Source organism: Salinadaptatus halalkaliphilus, from assembly GCF_006543045.1.
GTDB lineage: Archaea > Halobacteriota > Halobacteria > Halobacteriales > Natrialbaceae > Salinadaptatus > Salinadaptatus halalkaliphilus.
The window spans coordinates 1-22,034 of sequence record NZ_RBZW01000028.1 but is presented as its reverse complement, the minus strand read 5'-3'; the positions used below and the strand labels follow the sequence as shown (position 1 = coordinate 22,034).

At 62.1% G+C, this 22,034-nt stretch carries 21 protein-coding genes and 1 tRNA gene; 7 read left to right on the top strand and 15 right to left on the bottom strand.

Features of this window, described 5'->3' with window-relative positions:
* Positions 1-159 precede the first annotated feature (159 nt).
* Positions 160-624 carry an Lrp/AsnC family transcriptional regulator gene (locus D8Y22_RS11610; protein ID WP_141464875.1) on the bottom strand — a complete coding sequence of 155 codons (465 nt, stop codon included), beginning with the start codon at positions 622-624 and terminating at the stop codon, positions 160-162.
* Between the two features lie 184 nt (positions 625-808).
* Between D8Y22_RS11610 and D8Y22_RS11605 the strand changes: the two genes are divergently transcribed.
* Positions 809-1,003, top strand: coding sequence for a cold-shock protein (locus D8Y22_RS11605; RefSeq protein ID WP_005554588.1), 195 nt, complete (start codon positions 809-811; stop codon positions 1,001-1,003).
* Between the two features lie 68 nt (positions 1,004-1,071).
* Here the strand turns inward: D8Y22_RS11605 and D8Y22_RS11600 are convergent, their stop codons facing one another.
* Positions 1,072-2,406, bottom strand: coding sequence for an MFS transporter (locus tag D8Y22_RS11600; RefSeq protein WP_141464874.1), 1,335 nt, complete (start codon positions 2,404-2,406; stop codon positions 1,072-1,074).
* Positions 2,407-2,572: 166 nt separating this feature from the next.
* The gene (locus D8Y22_RS23150; protein WP_281282397.1) at positions 2,573-2,698 is read right to left on the bottom strand and encodes a hypothetical protein; all 126 of its coding nucleotides are present in this window, start codon (positions 2,696-2,698) and stop codon (positions 2,573-2,575) included.
* Between the two features lie 125 nt (positions 2,699-2,823).
* Here D8Y22_RS23150 and D8Y22_RS11595 point away from each other — a divergent pair, with 125 nt between their 5' ends.
* The 3 genes from D8Y22_RS11595 (at position 2,824) to D8Y22_RS11585 (ending at position 5,449) form a co-directional block, all read left to right on the top strand.
* Positions 2,824-3,924, top strand: a complete 1,101-nt coding sequence (locus D8Y22_RS11595; protein ID WP_141464873.1) for an ATP-NAD kinase family protein — start codon at positions 2,824-2,826, stop codon at positions 3,922-3,924.
* A gap of 130 nt (positions 3,925-4,054) precedes the next feature.
* A complete protein-coding gene (locus D8Y22_RS11590; protein WP_141464872.1) occupies positions 4,055-5,086 on the top strand; it encodes a phosphate signaling complex PhoU family protein in 1,032 nt (343 codons plus the stop codon).
* A gap of 177 nt (positions 5,087-5,263) precedes the next feature.
* A complete protein-coding gene (locus D8Y22_RS11585; protein WP_141464871.1) occupies positions 5,264-5,449 on the top strand; it encodes a DUF7525 family protein in 186 nt (61 codons plus the stop codon).
* A 75-nt stretch (positions 5,450-5,524) separates the two neighbouring features.
* Here D8Y22_RS11585 and D8Y22_RS11580 read toward each other — a convergent pair whose 3' ends face one another.
* The 3 genes from D8Y22_RS11580 to leuS all read right to left on the bottom strand — a co-directional run bounded on the left by D8Y22_RS11580 (position 5,525) and on the right by leuS (position 9,352).
* A complete protein-coding gene (locus D8Y22_RS11580; protein ID WP_141464870.1) occupies positions 5,525-6,124 on the bottom strand; it encodes a DUF420 domain-containing protein in 600 nt (199 codons plus the stop codon).
* 57 nt (positions 6,125-6,181) lie between these two features.
* Positions 6,182-6,496, bottom strand: a complete 315-nt coding sequence (locus tag D8Y22_RS11575; RefSeq protein WP_141464869.1) for a HalOD1 output domain-containing protein — start codon at positions 6,494-6,496, stop codon at positions 6,182-6,184.
* A 141-nt stretch (positions 6,497-6,637) separates the two neighbouring features.
* Entirely contained in the window at positions 6,638-9,352 is a 2,715-nt protein-coding gene (gene leuS / locus D8Y22_RS11570; protein WP_141464868.1) for a leucine--tRNA ligase, read from the bottom strand.
* A 119-nt stretch (positions 9,353-9,471) separates the two neighbouring features.
* Between leuS and D8Y22_RS11565 the strand changes: the two genes are divergently transcribed.
* On the top strand, positions 9,472-10,245 hold the full coding sequence (locus D8Y22_RS11565; RefSeq protein ID WP_141464867.1) for a hypothetical protein: 774 nt from the start codon (positions 9,472-9,474) through the stop codon (positions 10,243-10,245).
* A 220-nt stretch (positions 10,246-10,465) separates the two neighbouring features.
* On the opposite strand, the gene D8Y22_RS11560 is transcribed toward D8Y22_RS11565, so the two are convergent.
* The 6 genes from D8Y22_RS11560 to D8Y22_RS11535 form a co-directional block, all read right to left on the bottom strand.
* A complete protein-coding gene (locus D8Y22_RS11560; protein WP_141464866.1) occupies positions 10,466-10,924 on the bottom strand; it encodes an SPW repeat domain-containing protein in 459 nt (152 codons plus the stop codon).
* Positions 10,925-11,253: 329 nt separating this feature from the next.
* Positions 11,254-11,337: transfer RNA gene (locus D8Y22_RS11555), tRNA-Leu, on the bottom strand.
* Between the two features lie 220 nt (positions 11,338-11,557).
* Positions 11,558-11,896: a ferredoxin gene (locus D8Y22_RS11550; protein ID WP_141464865.1), complete on the bottom strand. Its 339-nt coding sequence runs from the start codon at positions 11,894-11,896 to the stop codon at positions 11,558-11,560.
* A 111-nt stretch (positions 11,897-12,007) separates the two neighbouring features.
* Complete coding sequence (locus D8Y22_RS11545; RefSeq protein ID WP_141464864.1) at positions 12,008-12,961, bottom strand: oxidoreductase; 954 nt, start codon at positions 12,959-12,961, stop codon at positions 12,008-12,010.
* A gap of 76 nt (positions 12,962-13,037) precedes the next feature.
* On the bottom strand, positions 13,038-13,550 hold the full coding sequence (locus D8Y22_RS11540) for a peptidylprolyl isomerase (RefSeq protein ID WP_217350881.1): 513 nt from the start codon (positions 13,548-13,550) through the stop codon (positions 13,038-13,040).
* 261 nt (positions 13,551-13,811) lie between these two features.
* Entirely contained in the window at positions 13,812-14,330 is a 519-nt protein-coding gene (locus D8Y22_RS11535; RefSeq protein ID WP_141464862.1) for a peptidylprolyl isomerase, read from the bottom strand.
* Between the two features lie 161 nt (positions 14,331-14,491).
* Here D8Y22_RS11535 and D8Y22_RS11530 point away from each other — a divergent pair, with 161 nt between their 5' ends.
* Positions 14,492-15,460, top strand: coding sequence for a succinylglutamate desuccinylase/aspartoacylase family protein (locus tag D8Y22_RS11530; RefSeq protein WP_141464861.1), 969 nt, complete (start codon positions 14,492-14,494; stop codon positions 15,458-15,460).
* Positions 15,461-15,668: 208 nt separating this feature from the next.
* Here D8Y22_RS11530 and D8Y22_RS11525 read toward each other — a convergent pair whose 3' ends face one another.
* Positions 15,669-16,430 (bottom strand): SDR family NAD(P)-dependent oxidoreductase, encoded by a 762-nt coding sequence (locus D8Y22_RS11525; RefSeq protein WP_141464860.1) that lies wholly within the window; start codon positions 16,428-16,430, stop codon positions 15,669-15,671.
* Between the two features lie 1,705 nt (positions 16,431-18,135).
* Between D8Y22_RS11525 and D8Y22_RS11520 the strand changes: the two genes are divergently transcribed.
* Complete coding sequence (locus tag D8Y22_RS11520; protein ID WP_141464859.1) at positions 18,136-20,118, top strand: archaea-specific SMC-related protein; 1,983 nt, start codon at positions 18,136-18,138, stop codon at positions 20,116-20,118.
* A 230-nt stretch (positions 20,119-20,348) separates the two neighbouring features.
* On the opposite strand, the gene D8Y22_RS11515 is transcribed toward D8Y22_RS11520, so the two are convergent.
* Together D8Y22_RS11515 and D8Y22_RS11510 are read right to left on the bottom strand one after the other, a co-directional pair.
* Positions 20,349-21,116, bottom strand: a complete 768-nt coding sequence (locus D8Y22_RS11515) for an IclR family transcriptional regulator (protein ID WP_141464858.1) — start codon at positions 21,114-21,116, stop codon at positions 20,349-20,351.
* Positions 21,117-21,268: 152 nt separating this feature from the next.
* The coding region (locus D8Y22_RS11510; RefSeq protein WP_141464857.1) for an acyl-CoA dehydrogenase family protein at positions 21,269-22,034 on the bottom strand (766 nt) is incomplete at its 5' end.

Below are 22,034 nucleotides of genomic sequence, written 5' to 3'. Positions count from 1 at the left end.
CTCTGTCGGGGGATATCGAGCGATACGGGGGACACAGCAGCGGTGCTCCTCGATGTGGGCTGGGTGTGCGTGGCGCGATTCCGGTAGCCCAGAAGACAGACTAGCCTGGCGACGGGTTCCTCGAGAACGGTTTATCGGAGCGGTGGCTCCTCAGGAGCGTCACTCGCCGGAGAACTCGTCGAACGAGGTCACCTCGTGGCTGCGGACGAGGACTTCGTCGGTGATCGTCAGCCCGAGGTCCGACAGCTCCTGTGCGACCGGCGTGATGTCCCTGTCGGTCTCGCCGACGGCCGTCACGAGCAGGTTCTCCTCGCCAGTGACCAGCTCCTGTACCGAGATGACGGCTGGAACGTCCAGGGTCTGTTCGAGGTACTCGCCCCGGTCCGTGATCGGTGCCGTACAGAACAGCAGCATCCGGATCGGGTAGCCGGATTTGGTGTAGTCGATGTCGGCGCTGTAGCGCTTGATGATCCCCTCCGACTCCAGTCGCTGGATACGTTTCCGGACCGTACTCGAGGAGGCGTCGGTCCGCTCGGCGATCTCGCCGGAGGAGAGGTTCCGGGCCTCCTCCTGGAGCGCGTAGAGAATCTCCCGGTCGATCGCGTCGAGCTCGTACTCGGCCATACGTCTCGTTTTCCACGGGAGAATATAAGGGACTTCGGCTGCTTGGCGCCTCGAGCGGTGGCCGTGGTCGGTGACGCGGTGGAACGAGCCGCCGTCACGTTCGAGCACCCGACCGACGTGCGAGACGCGTTCGCGGGGTGGAGTCGGTGTATTTATACGTGTCCGTCGACTCCATTCAAAGGCAATGGCGAAAGGAACCGTTGATTTCTTCAACGACACTGGCGGCTACGGATTCATCGAGACTGAGGACGCGGACGACGACGTGTTCTTCCACATGGAAGACATCGGCGGCCCGGACCTTGAGGAAGGACAGGAGCTCGAGTTCGACATCGAGCAGGCCCCCAAGGGCCCGCGCGCGACGAACGTCGAGCGCCTGTAAGGCAGATTCGTAACGGTATCGGCACTTGACTGAAGTATTTTACTCGGGTAGCTGCAGCGTTGTCCCACCTACGCTCTCCGGTAGGCGTCGAACTCTCTGCCGAAGATAACGAAGTAGACGACGCCGATCATGCCGATGATCGATGCGAGCGTAAACGCCACTTCCGGCGTGACGTACTGCCAAAGCACGCCCCCCAGTATCCCGCTGGGGATCACGACCGCACCCCGGACGACGTAGTACGAACCGGTCACTCGGCCGCCGGCACCCTGTTCGGCCGGGCCGACGATCAACGCCTTGTGTGCTGGAAGCCCGGCGAACCGCAATCCGGAGAAGGCAAACAGTGCGAGCAGAATCCAGACGTTTTCGGGAGCGAAGATGAGCAGAATCGGGAATGCGGCGTAGACGAAAAACCCGAGTCCGACGACCGGCTTGAGCCCGACGCGTTCGGCCAGCATCGCTGCCGGCGCCATCGTCAGCAGTGCAACGAGCATCTCGATACCCGACAGCACGCCGAAAAGCGCCGCCGGTGCGAGATCGATCGTTCCGACCGCAGGCAGCGATAGCGTCCAGCCGATCTCCATTATCTGGGTGATCACCAGAATAAAGAACACGTAGACCATCCCGTTGGCGAACCGGACGAACGTATCGGCGACGAGGAGCGGACGCAACGGCTCGGGCAGCGCCCTGAGATCGTCGACTAGCTGTCCGAATCCATCGAACTCGTCGCCGACGCCGTCGTCCTCCGCTTCGTACATAACGTGCTGGACCGCCGTCCCGAGCAGGGCGAAGACGACTCCGATGACGAGCACCCAGAGAAAGCCGGGCATGAACTCGTCGGCGACTAACACCGCGACGATCAGCGGCGCGAGCAGGAACGCCGTCCGCCGGAACGTCTCCGTGCTGGCGAACCCGCGGGCCAGCCGACTCGGTTCGGTGGCCTGCTTGACGATGGCGTAGTGGCCGCCGATCCCGAACGATTTCCAGCACTGGGCCAGCAACAGGCCGACGAAGACCCACACCCACGGCTCGATGGTAACGATTCCGAGGTCGATCGGGTCGACGAAGGCTGCTGCCAGCCAGATGCCAAAGCCGATCGCCGAGAGAAAGCCAAAGACCGTCAGCGCGTAACGCGAGCCGATGCGATCCGAGATGATACCACCGTAGTACGGATATACCGCACCAATAACGTTGCCGAACGTCCCCCACACGCCAACGACGACCCCCGTCGCACCCAGAAAGACCAGATACTCGGAGAGAAACCGGTTCGTCATCTGGAACCCGAGACTGAACGCGAACATCGCCACCGAGAGGACGAGTACGTCACGCTCGAGCGAGAAAAATTGCCGAAACGTATCTAGCGGCCCCATCTCCTCCGTATCGACCGTAACTCGTTCCCTGGACATTCGATGGCGGTGTGAGTGCGATCCGCGTACACAATTCGACCGGTGGCGTCTTCAATCCGGGGCTGACTCTCGGTTTCGGACCCGTCGAAGGAAACGACGCTCTCGAGGAGCGATCTCCGCTCCCGGGTCCAGTCACAGACGATCGTCGAACAAGTGTCGGGACGACTTACCGGTAGAGATAGACGAGCCAGACGAGCGTGACTAACAGACCCAATGCGAGCGTCCCCCAGCCGACGATGTCCATCGGCAGTGCCGGTTCGGCCTCGAGAAGACCGTGTACGAGTTCGTTCATGCTCGCCGATCAGTTCCCATCCCTCTTAGCTTTTCATATACCGGCTCCGGACCGAACGAGGCCGATACGTACAGGATGCAGCCACATCACCACAGCCTTTTGACTCGACCGTCCATACCCCTGCCATGGACGCGCTCGGGGTCGTCGTCAATCCGATCGCCGGGATGGGCGGTCGGGTCGGATTGAAAGGGACCGATGGACAACTCGAGGAGGCACGAAACCGGGGCGCACAACCGCGTGCACCGACTCGAGCGCGGACCGCGTTGCGATCGCTTTTCGATCGAGAGCCGGAACTGGCGGTCTATACGGCGGGGGGTGTCATGGGCGAAGCCGCCGCTCGCGAGGCCGGCTACGAACCGACGGTCGTCTACGAACCGGCCGAGGCGACGCCGGAATCACCCGCCGAGTCGGGCACCAGCGCGGCCGATACCCGCAACGCCGTCCGGGCGTTTCTCGAGCGCGGCGTCGACCTCGTCCTGTTCGTCGGCGGCGACGGGACGGCCGTCGACGTCGCGACCGCCCTCGAGGACGCAGACGAAGCCGAGACGACGCCGATGCTCGGCGTCCCGGCCGGGGTCAAAATTTACTCGTCGGTGTTCGGGGTGACGCCGACCGACGCCGGTCGGATCGCTGCCGAATTCGATCGCGTCGAATCGCGCGAAGTGACCGACATCGACGAGGTGGCTTACCGCGAGGGCGACGTCCGGACGACGCTTCAGGCGGTCGTGTCGGTCCCCGTCGCGCCCGCCGTTCAGTCGAGCAAGCAGGTCACGAGTGGAAGCGTCGAGACGCTCGCCTCGGGCGTCGCTCGCGAGATCGAGTCGGGTCGAACCTACGTCTTCGGGCCGGGAAGCACCGTCGGCGCGATCGAGTCGGAACTTGGCATCGACCCGGCACCACTCGGGGTCGATGTCTGGCGCGACGACGAGATCCTCGTCCGCGACGGTGCCGAAGCCGACGTCCTCGCCGCCCTCGAGGAGCCGGTCACGGTCGTCGTCTCGCCGATCGGCGGCCAGGGGTTCGTCTTCGGCCGCGGTAATCACCAGATTTCACCGGCCGTCCTCGAGTGCGCCGACGATGTCGAGATCGTCGCCACCGACGAGAAACTGGCCGATCTCGACGTTTTGCGTGTCGATACCGACAGCGACGCGATCGACGAGGAACTCCGGGGCTGGACGCAGGTCAGAACCGGTCGGTTCACGACGAAGCTCGTAAAAATCGTATAATCCGGTGGTTCATCTCCTTCTGTTTAAGGTCTCGGCCAAATAATGGCTGACAATCAACCATATAACGATTCGGTGGCAGTGTAAGGCATATATAGTCAATATTAAGGTCGGTCGCTGCATACGGTTGACCATGGAAACGCGGAAAGTGCAACGACTCGGGCCGTCGACGCTTGCGATGACCCTCCCCGCCGAATGGGCATCCGAGCACGGCGTCGAGAAAGGGGACGAAGTATCGCTGCGAACCAGCGGCAAAGGGACGCTGACGGTGATGCCCGAGTCCGCTAGTACCGAAGAGACGGAAGCAATCATCCACGCTGACGACCTCGATGCCGACGCGGTCGAGCGAGCGATCGTCGCCCAGTACGTCCTCGGCCGGCGTGTCATCCGCATCGAACGCGAGGACGGCGCGCTCGACTCGGAACACATCAACGCGGTCTACCAGGCCGAAACGCAGCTGATGGGCCTGGGCGTCATCGAGGAGACTCCAGAGAGTATCGCGATCCGATGTTCTGTCGATCCCGAGGACTTCACGCTCGACAACCTCTTAGAGCGCCTCGAGCGAACTGGCCAGACGATGCGCGGCGAAGGTATCAAAGCACTGGCTCACGGGAATCCCGATCTCGCACAGCGGGCGCTCAACCGCGAACGCCAGGCGAACAAGATCTTTGTGCTCTTGCTTCGGCTGATCTTTACCGCCTACCAGAACCCCAACCTCGCACGCGCCGTCGGCCTGAACAGCGGCTTCCCGCTGATCGGCTACCGCTCGATCGCGAAGAACCTCGAGTTGACGGCCGACAACGGCGAGGACATCGCCGATATCGTCATCGAAACTGACGGCCACTCGCTGAACGTCGATAGTTCCGTGATGCGAGATATTCGGGAACTCAACGAGCAGGTCGACGAAATCACGACGATCTCCGTCGAGGCCGCCGTCGAGCGCGATTACGACAAGTCGAACAGGGTTCGGACGCTGTTTCAGGAAATCTCCGACCACGAGAAGGAGATCCTCGACGAACTCCCCGAGATGGACAACGAGGACCTGTTGCGAATTCGAGAGGTACTGGTCAGCCTCCAGCAGACGGCCCAGTACGCGATGCGAAACGCCGAAATCGCCGCAAATCTCGCGCTCAACGAGGAGTCGGAACACACGACGATCAACTGATACGGATTGTTGTAGCGTTTTACCGGTGATCACCCGGACGGGGTCGGTGATCACCGGTAAAGAACTACAACGGTCCGTATGACTGGACGAACGAACGCCACAGTCCTCGAGACGGGAGCCGTGGTTGACCTTGCCAAAACAGGTGCAATTAAGAGCCCGCACTCACAACCCCCGGGCATGACGACCCAATCGGAATCTGGCACGGACAAGGGGCTCGGACTGGCGCTTGCACTCGGTGCGCTCGCGGCTATCGGCGCCGCGTTGATGTTCACCGGCGCACCCGACATCGAGGCGGCTTGGGGCTTCGCTGCGGCGATGATCTTTAGTTCCCTCGCCGTCGTCGGCATCCACCTCTGGGAGTAGCGACGTTTTCTGTCGGTTTTCGACCGTTCATACCACCGCTCGAGTGCCGTCATCTCGACAGCCGTCCGGCCCCAACTACAAGACGGGGACGATCATCCCGAACTCGTAGCTGTAGATATGATTGAGCATCGCGTACGTGACGACGCCGAGCACGAGACTCAGGATCCACGTACCCGCCGCAATCCGACCGACGCGAGCGTGGGCGGTCTGGCGCAGTTCCGCGGGCGTATGTGAGAGCCCGAGAATGAGTGCATACAGGACGACGGGAACGGCCACGATCGAGAGGAGGATGTGGATCGCGAGCATGATGAGATACGCCGTTCTGACGAGGTCGGGGCCGACGAAGACCTTCTCGCCGCCCCCGCCGACTCTGATCAGATAGACGACCAGAAACAGCACGATGAGCGCGAACGCGCCGAGCATCGCTGCCCGGTGTTTGTCGACCTGATCAGTACGAATCCAGTACCAGCCGGCCACCAGACAGACCGTTGCGGCGGCGTTGATCACCGCAATCACGTGCGTGAGGAGATCGATCTGTGCGAGCGTAAGATCAGGGTAGATCGGTACGTCCAACAGAAAGGTACCGAGAACGAGGGTATAACCCACGATCGTCAGACCGATCGTGATACCGACCGGTTGCTCTCGGAGTCGTCGTCTCGCAGCCGCGGTTGCCATATTCGACCCTTTGGACCGATCGGGTATCTGTGTTGTTGTTTCTGATCGTCGACGCCGTCAACAACACTCGCCGTCGTCTGTGGTCTCTTCGGTGGGCTGATCCTCGAGCGTGACGGTGCCATCGCCGGTCACGGTGATCGCATAGCCACAGTACCGAAACGAAATCTGACCGGTCGGTCGAGGAGCACCGTCTTCGCGATTGCCAAAGAGCGCATCGAGCGACTCCGGATCGATCGCCGCGTGCAGCGGCTCGTAGGCAGGGGGTTGTAACTCCGCGGTCGAAATCCCCTCGGCGTCGGCGACGGCCTCGAGCACCGCCTGGCTGGGCGTGTTCGGGACCGTTTCGTCGACGCTGTCGCCACCACCCTCCATCGGCATGCTCTCACTTTCGAATCCGATCGAATAAAACTGTCCTTCTCGATTACTGGAGTCATACGGTTTACTGTACGTCAGTTCCGGCCCAGCCGCGACCCGGGCGGCGGCTGGGCCGGTACATCGGTACAGTAATCCGTATCAATGTATCCGGATCGCCGGCTTGCCGGGCCGAGCTTTTTCGCCCAGTTCGTCACCAGTTTCGGCGCGTCTGATGACAACGTCGGTGTCGAACTCGTCGACGATCAGCCAACTCGCCCGCTCTAAAATCCGGCGTTCATCCTCGGCGCCGAGTGGCCGTTCGATCCCGCGGCGCGTGCGGCGTTGTTCGAGGTCGCCGACGAATGCCTCGAGTGCCTCGTCGTCGGGGGCGTCGACGCCGGCCGATCGAGTGCGATCAACGAGACTCTCGCTGGTGGACGAGTCGTCCGAAGCGCTGTCGACGGCCAGATCGACGACGCGATACTTCCACTCGGGGGCGACGACGAGGTCGATGCGTTCGGGCTCGTCGATCGCGGCGACGTCGACGATATCTCGGACATCCGACAGCGCCGTCTCGACGAACCGCCGCTCTGTGGCGTAGTCGGTGACATCGCTCTCCGGTTCGGGCCAGTCGGCTTCGACGACGAGACCGTCGCCGCGAAGCTTGTTCCAGAGCTCTTCGCCGAGGTGCGGGGCCATCGGCGAGATCAGTGCCGCGAGCGTCAGCAACCCGCGTCGGTAGCACTCGTCCTGGGGCGTATCGTACGCCCGGTAGCGTCGCAGCAGCCGGGCGAGTTCCCGAATCTCGGTCGCCGCCCGATGGAATCGAAACCGCTCGTACTCCTCGGTGACCGCCGCGATGGTCCGGTCGATCTCCCGGCGGACGTACTCGTCGTGAGCTGTGGTATCGAGTCGCGTCTCACCCTCGTCGACGAAGTCGGTCGCCATGCCATACAGCGTCTGCTGGAGGTCGTAGGCCCCGCGAACGTTGTTCGCCGTCCACTCGAAGTCCTGCTCGGGGTGGGCCGCTGAGAGGACGAACAGCCGCGTCGTTTCCGCACCGTACTCGAGCGGGTCGACGACGTTGCCTTTCGAGGCCGACATCTTCTCGCCGTCGTACAGTACCGTCCCCTGACTGACGAGGTCCTGAACCGGCTCGCGAACCTCGAGCAGATCGAGATCGGCCAGTGCCCGCGTAAAGAAGCGGATGTACAGCAGGTGCAAGATAGCGTGTTCGTCGCCGCCGACGTAGACGTCGATGGGAAGCCAGTCGTTCGCGAGGTCGCTGTCGAACGGCGCGTCCGTGAGATCCGGCGAAAGAAATCGCAGGAAGTACCAGGAGGAGTCGACGAAGGTGTCCATCGTGTCGGTCTCGCGGCGTGCCGGCCCGCCACAGTCGGGACACTCGGTGTGGCGAAACGACTCGTGTTCCGCGAGGGGGTTGCCCGTCGTCCGGACGAACTCCGGCAACTCGACGGGGAGATCCTCGTCGGGAACGACCACCGGCCCACAGTCCTCGCAGTGAACGACGGGGATCGGCGTCCCCCAGTAGCGCTGACGGGAGATGAGCCAATCACGGAGGCGATAGGTGACGTCGGCGTCGATCGCGCCACTCTCCGCGAGCAGTCGCTCGCGGGCCGTCTCGCTCTCTAACCCGTCGTACTCGCCGCTTGCCTCGAGGATCCCCTCGCCGACGTAGGGCTCGTCGCTCGGGTCCACGTCGACCGGCGCATCCGTCGGCTGAATCACCCGTTCGATCGGCAGGTCCTGTTCGCTCGCGAACGCGTGATCGCGCTCGTTGTGTGCGGGAACGCCCATGACTGCCCCCGTGCCGACGTCTTCTAGGACGTAGCCGGCGACGTAGACCGGCAGCTCCTCGCCGGTCAGGGGGTGGACGGCGGTCGCGTCCGTCTCCACCCCCGTGAAGCCGATCTCGTCGGGATCGTGGGCTCGAGCGGTTTCGACGTAGTCTGCAACCGCGTCGTCGGTCTCGGCGAGTTCCCGGGCTAGATCGTGGCCCGGCGAGACCGCGAGGTAGGTCGCGCCGTAAATCGTCTCCGGGCGAGTGCTGAAGACGTCGACGGTATCGACCCCGGTTTCGGATACCTCAAACGTGATGCGTGCACCTTCCTGGCGACCGATCCAGTTGCGTTGAATTTCGCGGACCCCTTCGGGCCACCCCTCGAGGTCCGCGAGCCCCTGGTGGAGCTCCTCGGCGTAGTCCGTGATCGTGAAGAACCACTGGTCCAGTTCGCGACGACCGACGGGCGTCTCACAGCGCCAGCAGACGCGTTCGTCCTCGCGGTTCACGGCGTCGCCGTTCACTTGATCCGAGGGCTCACTCCGTTCGCCCTCGCGTTCTTCTACCTGGGCATCCGCAAGGACGGTTTCACAGTCGGGACACCAGTTGACCGTCGCCGCCTCGTACTCGACGAGTCCGGCCTCGTAGAGGCGGGTGAACAGCCACTGGTTCCACCGGTAATAGTCGGGCTCGCAGGTCGTAATCTCTCGTGACCAATCGTAGCCAAAGCCCAACGTCTCGAGTTCCTCGCGCATGCGACGGATACAGGCCTGGGTCCAGGATTCGGGATCGCTGGCGCGCTCGTAGGCCGCGTTTTCCGCCGGCAGGCCGAACGCATCCCACCCCATCGGATGGAGGACGTCGTCGCCACACATTCGCCGGTAGCGAGCGTACGCGTCCGTTATCGCGTAATTCCGGACGTGGCCCATATGGAGCGTTCCCGACGTGTAGGGAAACATTCCGAGGACGTAGGTCGGATCGGTTGCATCGTCGGGGAGTTCGTAGACGTCGTCGCGCTCCCAGACGTACTGCCAGAACTCCTGTACCTGCGCGTGATCGTAATGACTCGTCATTGGGCTCCCGTTGTCGGTGTCTGGGCGTGCCGGCTATATCATTGTTCGGCCCCAACGCGAGGCGCGCCACTGTGGGTCGCGGTTAACAAAGGTCGTCGGTCGGGTGGGTCGATCTAGGGATGTCTCGCCTCGGAACCGACGCCGATTCGTCCGCGCTCGTCCTCTACGGAACGATCGCGCTGGTCCTGCTCACGTTCTGTCTGCTTGCCGTGTTCTTGCTTCCGGAACTGACCGCTATCGGTGGCGATTCCGCCGGTGTGGTCGACGATGATACCGACGACGATGTAGACGTCCAACCCACCCACTCCGACGACGATGTCACCGACGGGACCCTCACGTCGGCGGACAACGCCACTGACAACGCGTCCGGGGAGATGGCTGCCGAAAATACCAGTCCGACGAGCGACGACGACTCCGCAGTTGCTGCTGGTGACGACACCGACGATACCGACGACAGTTCACCCGCAACGTCTCCCGACGAATCGCCGGATACGCCGCCGACAACTGATTCGGCTACCGAATCCGACCCGCCACCGGCGGACCCACCCGAATCCGAGCTGCCGGCAGACGAGCCAGATAGTGACACACAGCCGACGGACCCGGACCCGCCGGAATCGGACGCGCCTGAGACCGATCCGTCTGGGGAGAGCCCGACCGGGCCACCGGAACCCGAGCAGCCGGACCCACCCGCCGCCGATCCCCCCGACGAGTCACCGCCCGACGACGACCCACCGACTGACGGTGGCGACTCGAGCGACGACGGTTCGCCCTTCGACGACAGTTCGCCCTTCGACGACGGCTCGCCGTTCGACGACAGTTCGCCCTTCGACGATGACTCACCGTTCGACGACGGTTCGCCCTTCGACGACGACGCGGACGGGTTCTTCGACTAAGATACTGCCGGACTGCACAATTCGACGATCGGTCGCGCTCCTGGGGCCGTCCCCAGCGTGACGGCCGCGATGTCGCGACCGACGTCTCACTGACTGCTATCCGGCTAACGGCCCGCTGTACCGATGTCCCCGGCCCAACGGCAGGACAGTCGCGTTGCACTGGCATCGACGGACGCCAGCCGTCTGCCGGGGCTCGATCCTGCCACTCGAGGTGAGCGCGTTACTGCGTTCCGGCTGCCGTTCCGGTCCGCATGTCACTGCCGGCGGTGTAGGCGATGTACGCGGCCATCGCTGCGGTGATGATGCCCGCGACGACGGTACTCCAGACGAGGCCCTCGGCGGCGACCTCGAGGCCCGCCATCGCGAGCTGTCCGTCGATCGCGAAGGGGGCCACGAGTGCCCACAGTCCGAGGATAGCTACGAGCGACATCACGCCCGTACTCGTCGGATGATCGGTGACGATCCGATAGTAGTTGTACCCCGCCAGGAGGAAGATCGCCGCCCCGATGATCACGTTGTTCCACAGCATGGTCGCTGCCACTTCGTAGACGAACGGCGAGACGGCGATCCACAGCCCGATAACCGAAACGATACCGCTGAGCCACTTCTGGGCCGCTGGTTCGCCCTGTGTTCGGGTTCGCGTTTCTCCGGTCGCCGGATCGCTGGTCGATTCACTCATGGGCTCTCGTCGTAACCGTTGCCCGAGCGCGTAGAAAAACCGTCACGACTGTTGCAGTAGCTCTCCTCAAACCGCCACGAAACGCTGGCAAACAGGGCTCGAACGTGGATCGACAAAGATCGGGTTTCTCGAGGCCAATCAGCCACTGGCCGAATTCACGCCGGCGTCAACGTACGGCCCCTGATTCCGACACACTCGAGATTCGGGCTCGAGTCGTCTCCGCGTCTCGTTCGGATCGAGTAGTGGCGTATTACCCGTTCGCGCGACTGTGACTCTGCTTCAAATCCCCAATCTCGCACACACGGCTCTCGCCGTCGTTCGAGTCGGTATGCGAGGGTTGGGATTTGAACCCAAGGACTCCTACGAGAGCGGGTCTTAAGCCCACCGCCGTTGGCCTGCTTGGCTACCCTCGCACAGAAGGCATTCGAGGATAGTCGTTCAGCCGGAATGTGCGTTTCGATGTGTGCCGGCGATCGGTACCGCGAGCGAGCGTCGGAAGAGCGGGCCACGGAACCTAGCGGGTGACGATGGCTTTTCGTGGAGATTTTGCCGGTGGAGAACACTTGCGAGGGTCACACAGCAAACAGTCCGTGCGTTTTGGTATCCGTTTCCCGCCTCGGCCACGGCGGCCCGCTACCAGTCGACGCTCAGCGTCCCGTCGCCGTGGGGGTCGGGCGCGATCTCCTCGTCGGTGCGGCGATCGATCACGTGGATACAGCCGTCGTCTTTCTTCGCCGGGCAGACCTCCGCGGCGCGGACGTTGTGCTCGAGATCTGTTTCGTCGATGAAGTACGTGGTCGGTTTCGCGACGCCGGTCGAAATCGAGAGCTCCCAGGTGTCGCTGACCTCGGCGCACTTGCCCGCACCGAAGCACTTGTTGGCCTCGAAGATGATCTTGTAGGGCTTGTCCTCGACCGGCGGCGCGTCGACCGATCCCACGTCGCTGGCTCGCTTGATACCGTCGTCGCTCATTAGGTAGGTGTTCGGCTCCGGCGTCTTTCCCGTTGCGGTCGAGTCAGATCTGGCGACGATCGACGACGTGGCGAGCTCTCGAACACCTCGTCGACGCCCGGAAAGGGGTTGCTACGACGGCACCTCCGCTTTCGGCTCGGGCAAGTCGTAACTGACGCCGGTCAACTCGCTCGAGACGGCCCACAGACGACGCGCGGTTGACTCGTCGTAGGAGCGATCCGACGACGCCTGTCGTTCGGGCGCCCCGCGCATATTTGCGAGGCCGCCGGGACCGTAGTACGCTCCGCCCTCGGCGTCCGGTGCGGTCGCCGCGTACAGCGTCGACAGTGCGCCCTTCGCTGACGACTGTGCGACGACCGTGTTCGTGACTTTCATGAGCGCCTTCCGAAACCGGCTCCCGCGTTGTTCCGGTCCACGGAACTGTAATCGCGTGTTGGCATAGCCAGGGTGGACTGCAATGCTCTCGGCGTTGGTCCCCGCAGTGAGAAACCGCCGCTCGAGTTCGTAGGCAAACAATACGTTCGCCAGTTTCGACTGGGCGTACGCACCCCACTCGTCGTAGGACTCCTCGTGTTGGAGGTCGTCGAAGTCGATCTCGCCCTGTTTGTGCACGTTGCTCGAGACCGTGACCACCCGTGCGGGCTCGTCCCCATCGTCGGTCGCTAGCGTCTCGAGTATCAACCCAGTCAACGCGAAGTGTCCGAGGTGGTTGACGCCGAACTGCGTTTCGAACCCGTCGGCGGTCTCCGATCGGGGGATCGCCATCGTTCCGGCGTTGTTGATCAACACGTCGATCGACTCGTCCTCGAGGCGGTCGGCGAACGATCGCACGGACTCGAGGTCACCCAGATCACAGGCCTCGACGCGGAGGTCGGCGTCGGGGATGTCCGTCCGAACGTCGTTTGCCGCCGCCTCGCCGCGGTCGATGCTCCGGCAGGCCATGATGACCGACGCACCGTTGCGTGCGAGTTCTCGGGTCGTCTCGAGGCCGATGCCGCTGTTGGCGCCCGTAATCACGACGGTTCGTCCCTGCTGGGTCGGGATGTCTTCGGCCGTCCAGGTCATACACCGAGAACGACGCGGACGACCGTAATGCTTTGTCAGGACCGCCCCGAAACGGGCAAGCCACGCCCCACGCGGACTACGCGTCGTGGACGGTGACGGACTCGAGGACGATATCCTCGAGCGGGCGGTCGCCCTCGTCGGTATCGACGCTCCCGATTTCGTGGACGACGTCCATCCCGTCGGTGACTTTCCCGAAGACCGCGTGGTTGCCATCGAGGTGGGGCTGGGGTGCGAGCGTGATGAAAAACTGGGAGCCGTTGGTGTCGGGCCCGGAGTTGGCCATCGAGAGGATGCCTTCGTCGTCGTGGCGCAGGTCGTCGTGGAACTCGTCGTCGAACTGGTAGCCCGGTCCGCCGCGGCCGGTGCCGGTCGGATCGCCGGTCTGGATCATGAAGTCCTCGATAACGCGGTGGACGAGCACGTCGTCGTACAGCGGCTCACCCTCGATCACCTCGTCCGACTCGGGATCGATCCACGCGCGATCGCCGGTCGCCAGTCCGACGAAGTTGTCGACGGTTCGCGGTGCACGTCCGGCGTAGAGTTCGATCTCGATATCGCCCTCACTCGTCTGAAGGGTGGCACCCAGCAGGTCGTTGCCGTCCCTATCGCTGTTCGCGTCGCCATCGTTCGAGTCGTCGTCGCCGTCACTCAATCCGTCGGCGTCGGCAGTATCGTCACTCGAGTCGTCCGGATCTCTCGTGCCGTGCTGGTCGTCTTCGTCGTCGCTACTCGTACAGCCGGCGAGCGAGCCGGCAACGCCCGTCGCTGTGGCTGCGAGTAGCCGTCGTCGTGTCGGTCTAATAGCTCGCTATCGGTCGGAAACGCAGAAAACGATGTCGATCGGTGGCGGTTACTCGTAGTCGACGGAAACCGACTCGAGGACGACGTCTTCGCGGGGCTGGTCGTTCGGGTCGGTGTCGACGGTGCCGATTTCGCGGACGACGTCTATCCCGTCGGTGACTTTCCCGAAAACTGAGTGGCGGTCGTCGAGGTGAGGCTGGGGGTCGAGCGTGATGAAAAACTGCGAGCCGTTGGTGTCGGGCCCGGAGTTGGCCATCGAGAGGATGCCCTCGTCGTCGTGGCGCAGGTCGTCGTGGAACTCGTCGTCGAACTGGTAGCCCGGCCCGCCGCGACCGGTTTCGGTCGGGTCACCCCCTTGGATCATGAAGTCCTCGATGACGCGATGGAAGGCGACGTCGTCGTAGAGGGGTTCGCCTTCGATCTCTTCGCCCGTCTCGGGATCTTCCCAGCTCTTGGCGCCGGTTGCCAACCCGACGAAGTTGTCGACGGTTCGTGGGGCGCGCTCGTCGTAGAGTTCGACCTCGATATCGCCACGGTTCGTGTGCAGGGTGGCAGTAACGTCTCCCATACCTCCGGCGACGACGGGCCGACGGAAAACGATAGTGGTCTTGGCCGCCGTACCGACGGGCCGACTGCTGGTGTTCAAATCACTCTTGAGGAGCCATCGGTACTCGAGTCCACAGCGTTCCCGGCCGCAGCTACATACCGTCGGACGTAGAACACTACTCCATGACCGGAACCCACACGGCCGAGGCGATCACGCTCGAGCGCCTCCCGTCGGGGATCGAACTGACGACGACGGTCCACACGTATCGCGGCGCGGACGACGGGCCGACGCTGTACGTCCAGGCCGCCCAGCACGGCCGCGAAATAAACGGCACCGCAGCGTTACGTCGATTTCACGACCGACTTCCCCTCGAGGACCTCGCCGGCACGGTCGTTGCGGTCCCCGTCGCGAATCCGCTCACGTTCGATCGGATCTCCTATACGACGCCGGAGGCCATCGATAGTGTCAACCCCAACATGAACCGGGTTTGGCCCGGCGACGGCGAAGGAACACTCCACCAGCGGATGGCTGCGCGACTCTGGACGTACGTTACCGACGCTGATGCAGTCGTCGATCTCCATACCGGGAGCCCCGACATGCTCCCTCACGTGGTCTACCGCGAGGGCGACGAGGAATCGAAGGCTCTCGGCGAAGCGTTCGGTACCGACCTCCTCCTGGCCGAACCGGCCGAGGAGGACGCGACCGACGAGTGGCACCGACGAGGATTCGCCGGGAAGCTCCGCGTCGCTGCAGCCGCCGAGGGTATTCCGTCGATCACACCCGAATTAGCATACAACAAACAGATTCTCGAGGAGGCGGTCGAACTCGGCGTCGAGGGGGTGCTCGACGTCTGTCGGTACCTCGGACTGCTACCGGGAGCACCACCTGATCGAACGCAAACGCTGGCACAGAACCATCTAGGAACGGTCACCGCGACCGGCTCCGGGCTCTTCCGACCGGCCCTGTCGCTCGAGGTCGGTGATCGCGTCGAGGAGGGGGAGGCGCTCGGAACGGTCTACGATCCCCAGCGCTACGACGTGGTCGAGGCGGCCGTGGCCGATCGTGCCGGCATCCTCTATGCGTTGACTCAGGAGGCGACGGTCATGGCCGGCGATCAGCTCGCGAGCGTCGCGGCCGTCCAGGACGAGTGAGACGGATTGCTGTCCCGATGTCCCGGCGCAACCATACCCGGCTTGCGGTTGTGCCGGAACTGACTACAGCAAACCGTATGAGAGAGCAACAGTCAGCGGGCCAGCGAACAGTCGCGACTGGCCCACTACTTACTCGCGCGTCGACCGCTGCGTGAAAATCGTGCGCGCCATCGATTAATCGCCTCGCAGCGCAGCCGTGCCACGCCACTCAACACGTCGAGAAGCCGCCGTCGACGACCAATCCGTGGCCGTTGACGAACGCGGATTCGTCGCTTGCGAGAAACAGGATTGCGTTCGCGATGTCCTCAGGTCTGCCCAGGCGCTTGAGCGGATACTGTTCGGCCATCGCCTCGCGCGCGGCCTCGGGATCGTCCTGTTTTTCGAGATACTGATCGAGCATCTGTGTCTCTGTGAAGCCGGGACAGACGGCGTTCGCTCGCACGCCGTGTGGTCCGGCTTCGGCGGCGATCGTTCTGGTCAGGTTCAGGACGGCGGCTTTCGTCGTCGAGTACGCGGCCTGTTTGGGTAAGCCGAGGATACTCGCGAGCGAGCCGACGTTGACGATTGCACCCTCACCCTGGTCCTTCAGATGGGGAAGGGCGGCGTGACAACCGTTCCAGACGCCGTTGATGTTGATATCGACGACGAAGTCCCGAATTTCGTCGTCGAGTTCCTCCAGACTGCCGCCCGGATGACCGGTCCCAGCGTTGTTGATCATCACGTCGAGGCCGTGGGTCTCGGCAACCTCGTCGACGACCGCGTGGACGTTGTCGCTGTCGGTGACGTCGAGTTCGTAAAACGTCGCCTCGCCACCGGCGTCTTCGATACTGGCAACGGTCCCCGTGCCACCCTCGGTATCCACGTCCGTGACGATGACCGTCGCACCCTCACGAGCACATTCTTGTGCCGTCTCCCGCCCAATTCCCGATGCTGCTCCCGTAATAACGACCGTCTTGTCCTCGAGTCGCATGGGTGGATCATCGAAAGGCCATCGTATAAGTTCGTTCATTAATTTTCGTACAGCTCCTACCACCGTTCGGTAGTATAGTAGCTGGGACAACAGTGGTAATGTAGTGGCCGTTCCAGCGACGCCCGGGCCAGAGCCTACCCACGAGTCACTACGGATCGTTGTAGCGTGTTGCCGGTGGTCGATACCCTGTTCGAGCGATCACCGGGAACGGCCGACAACGGCCCGGAGTCTCGTCCCTCGAGGTAGCGACTCGTACGGATTGTCGCCGTTCTGTACGGTAATCGCTCGCGGTGGTTCAGCGAGCACCGCGTCAAGCGTATCGAGCAGCATATAATAGTCTCTTCAATGGGTGCTATAACAAAATATTTGATTTTTTATCTATATTGCTCGGGCGCGGGTATCGATTTCGTTCGCACCCTACAGTCGCTCGAGAACTACTTAAACCACTGTACAGACAATATTCCCTGGATCATTGGATGGCAGCGATAGACGTTGTACGGGATATTTAAACAAGCCCGGACGACTTATAATGGATTTTAATACGGTACACACCGACACTCGCCAAAAGAAATAGATACTGATATATTTGTATAGTAGCTATAAAATGGAAGAGACAATTCTGGCAGATGTCGTCACCACTATGGCCGAGACAGTCAGTTCGACGGGCCGGTTTGTAATTTCGTCCGTCACGAGGTGGTGTGGCCGTGCCGACTGACAACACTGTCTGCAGCTGGTGGCCACCTGACTGTATCGACGAACAACGGCACGCCCCGTGCGTGGGACTGTGCGATCGGGTGTGCAGTGTCGTGCAGTGGCTATTATCGTTCAGCTGTTGCTCTATCCCTCGGCACGATCACACGGGCCGGAGTCGCGCCAAACAGGCGACTGCAGCCCATAGAGACAGCCGAGACGATCTGTAATTACATGCGTACTGTCGTAATAATGTGGGGCCGCGATGCATGTCTCGTCGTTCGATCGCCTCGAGCGGCGCCACTCCCGTATCGATCAAGCAGGGGCGACACCTCGATCGAGCAGCAAACCTGCGCACCGAATGATGGATACGGGTAGGAGTTCGTCAGCGGAAAACGCTGATACGGATCCCTGTACCGATCTACCGGCCCACCCGCCGCCCGGGTCGCGACTGGGTCGGAACTGACGTACCGTAAACCGTACGAGTGGCGCCGATACTCCCTCCGATCCGAAATTCCGCTACTGTCGTCAGTATTTAGTCCGTAACGGGAGATTCGACTCCGAAACGGCCGAGACAGATGTTTGACGACGGCTAACCTATATGGACACCGGTATAAATTGGTATAGTTGATTAAGTCATACATTTATAGCCGACAGCTCTGGTTCGAAAGATGTGTGTGATATATATGGGATTAGACTACTTCTTATCGAGCCAGTATTTGGCATAAATTCCATTTGAAGGGCCTAATACCGACGTATAGTTTCATCTCTCACCCATACACATAAACTTATTTCCATCGCGTTATTTTCCCTCTCGGCGTTACGAGTTCGCCAGTGATCGTCTTGCTATCATTGCACATAACTGTGTGCCAGGTGAATACATTTGATAACACTGCCGGAGAGTGTCTCGAGCGAGCGTTTGACTGCTCGAACGAAATGCGACGACCAACGTGGTGGCCACCCGCCACCGAAATCCTCCAAAGGTTTATCACTTGTGTGGCGAATAATTCGGGTGATGGCTACGCAGCAACCAGTGGCCCAGGAGGCGCAGTTGTGGGCCCGAAATATCGGTGGGATCGACGAGACGACCGTCGATCTCGAGTCGGGTATTACCGTTCTCGCTGGGCGAAACGCGACGAATCGAACCTCTCTCTTGCAAGCATTTATGGCGACACTCGGCGGCGAGTCCGCCTCGCTCAAGGCAGACGCCGAGGAGGGCGAAGCCGAACTCGAGATCGGTGACGAGATCTATCGGCGCACGCTCCAGCGAAGCGGTTCCACCGTCATCATGGGTGGGGAACCGTACCTGGACAACCCCGAGCTCGCCGAACTCTTTGCGTTCTTGCTCGAGTCGAATCCTGCACGCCGAGCGGTCACGACCGGCGACGACTTACGCGAAATCATGCTTCGACCGGTCGACACCGACGAAATCGAAGCCGAAATCACGCGCCTCACCGCCGAAAAAGAGCAGGTCGCCGACGAACTCGACCGGCTCGAGTCGCTGAAAAACGAGCTGCCGTCGCTCGAACAGCAGCGAACCGACATCGAAGGCAAGATCGAGGACAAGCGCGCGGAACTCGAGGCGGTCAAAACAGCGATCGAAGACGCCGAAGCCGAGGCCGAACCCAGCCAGGACGACGACGACGAACTCGAAGCCAAACTCGAAGAGCTGCGCGAGCGCCGGTCAACACTCGAGGATGTCCGTTTCGACCTCGAGACCGAACGGGAGAGTCTTTCCGCGCTGCGGGAGGAACGCGAGGAGTTAGCGGACGAACGCGAGGACATCCCCGAACCCGAGTCGCTGGACCGCGACGAGATCGACGAGGAGATCGATCGACTCCAGCGCCGCTCCCAGTCGATCGACAGCGTCGTCAGCCAGCTCCAGAGCATCGTCCAGTTCAACGAGGAGATGCTCGACGGCGCACATCCCGAAATTCGGGAACTACTGGCCGACGACGGCGGGACGGCCGAGGGGGCCGTCACCGATCAGTTACTCGCAGACGAAGAAACCGTCCAGTGTTGGACCTGTGGCAGCGAAGTCCAGCGCTCGGAAATCGAGGAGACGATCGACCGACTGCGTTCGCTCCAGGAGCAGAAACTCGGCGAACGCGACGAGCTCGAAGAACAGATCCAGTCGCTGCGCTCGGACCGGCGCGAAATCGACCAGTCGCGCAAGCGCCACGAACGTATCGAGAACCGACTCGCGGACGTTACCGCCGAGATCGATCGCCGTGAAAATCGACTCGAGGAGCTCTCCGAGCGTCAGGAGGAACTCGAGGCCGAAATCGACGCCCTCGAGAGCGAGGCGGCCGAACTCGAGACCGACACCGTCGCCGATGACGACGAGGAAAGCGACGAGGAGAGTCTCCTCGATCTCAACCGCAAAGCGAACGAACTCGAGTTCTCGCTCGGTCGCCTCCAGCGCGACCTCGAGACGACGACCGAAGAGATCGAAGCGATCGAAGCCGACCTGGAGGAACGTGAGCGTCTCGAGCAGCGCCGCGAGCAGATCCGCGAGAATCTCGAGGAGTTGCGCACCCGAATCGATCGTATCGAGCGCGAGGCCGTCGACTCCTTCAACGAACACATGGATGCGGTCCTCGAGGTCCTCGAGTATGACAACATCGAGCGTATCTGGATCGAACGCATCGGTGAGACAGTCCGGGAGGGCCGGCAGAAGGTCGAACAGACGACGTTCGATCTCCACATCGTCCGCAGTACCGAGTCGGGCCAGACCTACGAGGATACGATCGATCACTTGAGCGAGAGCGAACGCGAAGTGACGGGGCTGATCTTCGCGCTGGCAGGCTATCTCGTTCACGAAGTCTACGATGTCGTCCCGTTCATGCTACTGGACTCCCTCGAGGCGCTCGATTCGAATCGGATCGCCAAACTCGTCGAGTACTTCGAAGAGTACACCGATTATCTCGTCGTCGCGTTGCTCCCGGAAGACGCCGACGCGATCCCCGACAGACACGACCGTATCGAACGAATCTAACACACTTCGTTTCGGAACGGGTACCTACCATGAGTACTGCAGGTACGTCGTCTGGCCCCGATACGTCGATTCGATCCAGTCACAGCTACCGAACTCGAGCAGACGTTCTCGAACAACGATTTCGGATAGCGGGAACACTCTGTTTGACGGCCCCGCAGCCGTACCGTAATCCGAGATGAGTGATCCGGATTTCACATACTGAAACGTAGACTCGAACTATCGGCGAATCACTATTCCCCGTACGCGAGCGTTACTTTGATTTCGCCTGCTTTGTCCCACAGACGGTTTGGGAGTTCCCCGTGGACGTACTCGTCCGGGAGCCGAGTCGTCGGCCCAAAGACGCCCAGCGAGCCAAGCAACTCGTCATCGGGAGTATAGACTGGGACGGCGACGCCGCGCAGACCGTCCATATGCTCCTGATCGTTGACCGCGTATCCACGCTCGCGGACCGTCTCGAGTTCCGCATAGAGGTCGTCGGGATCCGTGATCGTGTTCTCGGTCAACTGCTCGAGTTCCGTCGCCTCGAGAAAGGCTGCGACGGCATCGTCGTCCCACTCGGCCAAAATGACCTTTCCCGACGCCATCGAGTGAAGTGGTCGCCGTTTGCCGATCATCGTATCCGACAGACTGCCGTAGCGGTGGATGTAGACGGCCTCGTAGTTCTCTTCGACGATAAAGACGGCCCGTTCGTCCGTCTCTTCGCCGAGTTCGAACACCGTTCGTTTCGCAGCCGTGTAGCCCGGGGTTCGGGTTCGCGGCGTCTCGCTGAGTTGGAGGAACCGAAAGCTGAGATAGTAGCCGTCGTCGCGCTCGATCACGTATCCGAGCTCGGTCAACGTCTGTAGGTGGCGGTAAACGGTACTTTTGGTGAGGGATGTCCGCGCCGTGAGTTCCGTGATCGTACACCCTTCCTCGTCGCGCAGCGCCTCGAGGAGGGCAAACGTTTTCCGGGTGGTAGTCACGCCGGCGCTGTCGGCCGATGGTCCGTCCGTCGCCATATCCGTGTGTCCGCCGGTATCCACATCAATGTTCCGGATAGCAAAACACTATCGTCGATATGTGGAACAGCGGCTCGGGTCGAGCGTCGCGGTGACCTGTTCCCAGGAGAGAGGGTGTTCCAGATCGATCGGAATAGCGAACGTACGTCGACCTACTGATATGCCGGGATACCGGTCAGATCCTCACCGAGGATCAACGTGTGGATGTCGTGGGTGCCCTCGTAGGTGTAGACCGTCTCTAAGTTGGCCATGTGTCGCATCGGCGAGTAGTCGGTCGTGATCCCGTTGCCCCCGAGCATCTCGCGGGCGACGCGGGCCTGATCGCGCGCCATGCTGACGTTATTTCGCTTGGCCATCGAGATGTGCTGTGGTCCCAGTTTGCCACGCTCTTTCAGATCGGCCAGCCGGTAGACGAGCAACTGGCCCAGCGTGATCTGGGTCGCCATCTCCGCCAGTTTCCGCTGTTGGAGCTGGAACTGGCCGATCGGCCCGCCGAACTGTTCGCGGTCCGTGGCGTACTGGCGCGCCTCCTCGAAGGCGTCTCTGGCGGCGCCGACGGCGCCCCAGGCGATACCGTAGCGGGCCTGACTGAGACAGGACAGCGGCCCCTTCATGCCGGAGACACCCGGGAGCACGTTCTCCTCGGGGATCGAGACGTCGGTGAGGCCGATCTCGCCGGTAATCGAGGCGCGAAGCGAGAGTTTCTCGGTGATCTTGTTGGTCGAGACGCCGTCGCGGTCGGTCTCGACGAGGAAGCCCCGCACGGGGTCGTCCGCGGCCGAGCGGTCGCGAGCCCAGACGACGGCGACGTCCGAAATCGGTGAGTTCGTGATCCAGGTCTTCGAGCCGTTGAGCACGTAGCCGTCGCCATCGCGTTCGGCGTAGGTCTCCATCGCCGACGGGTTCGAGCCATGCTCG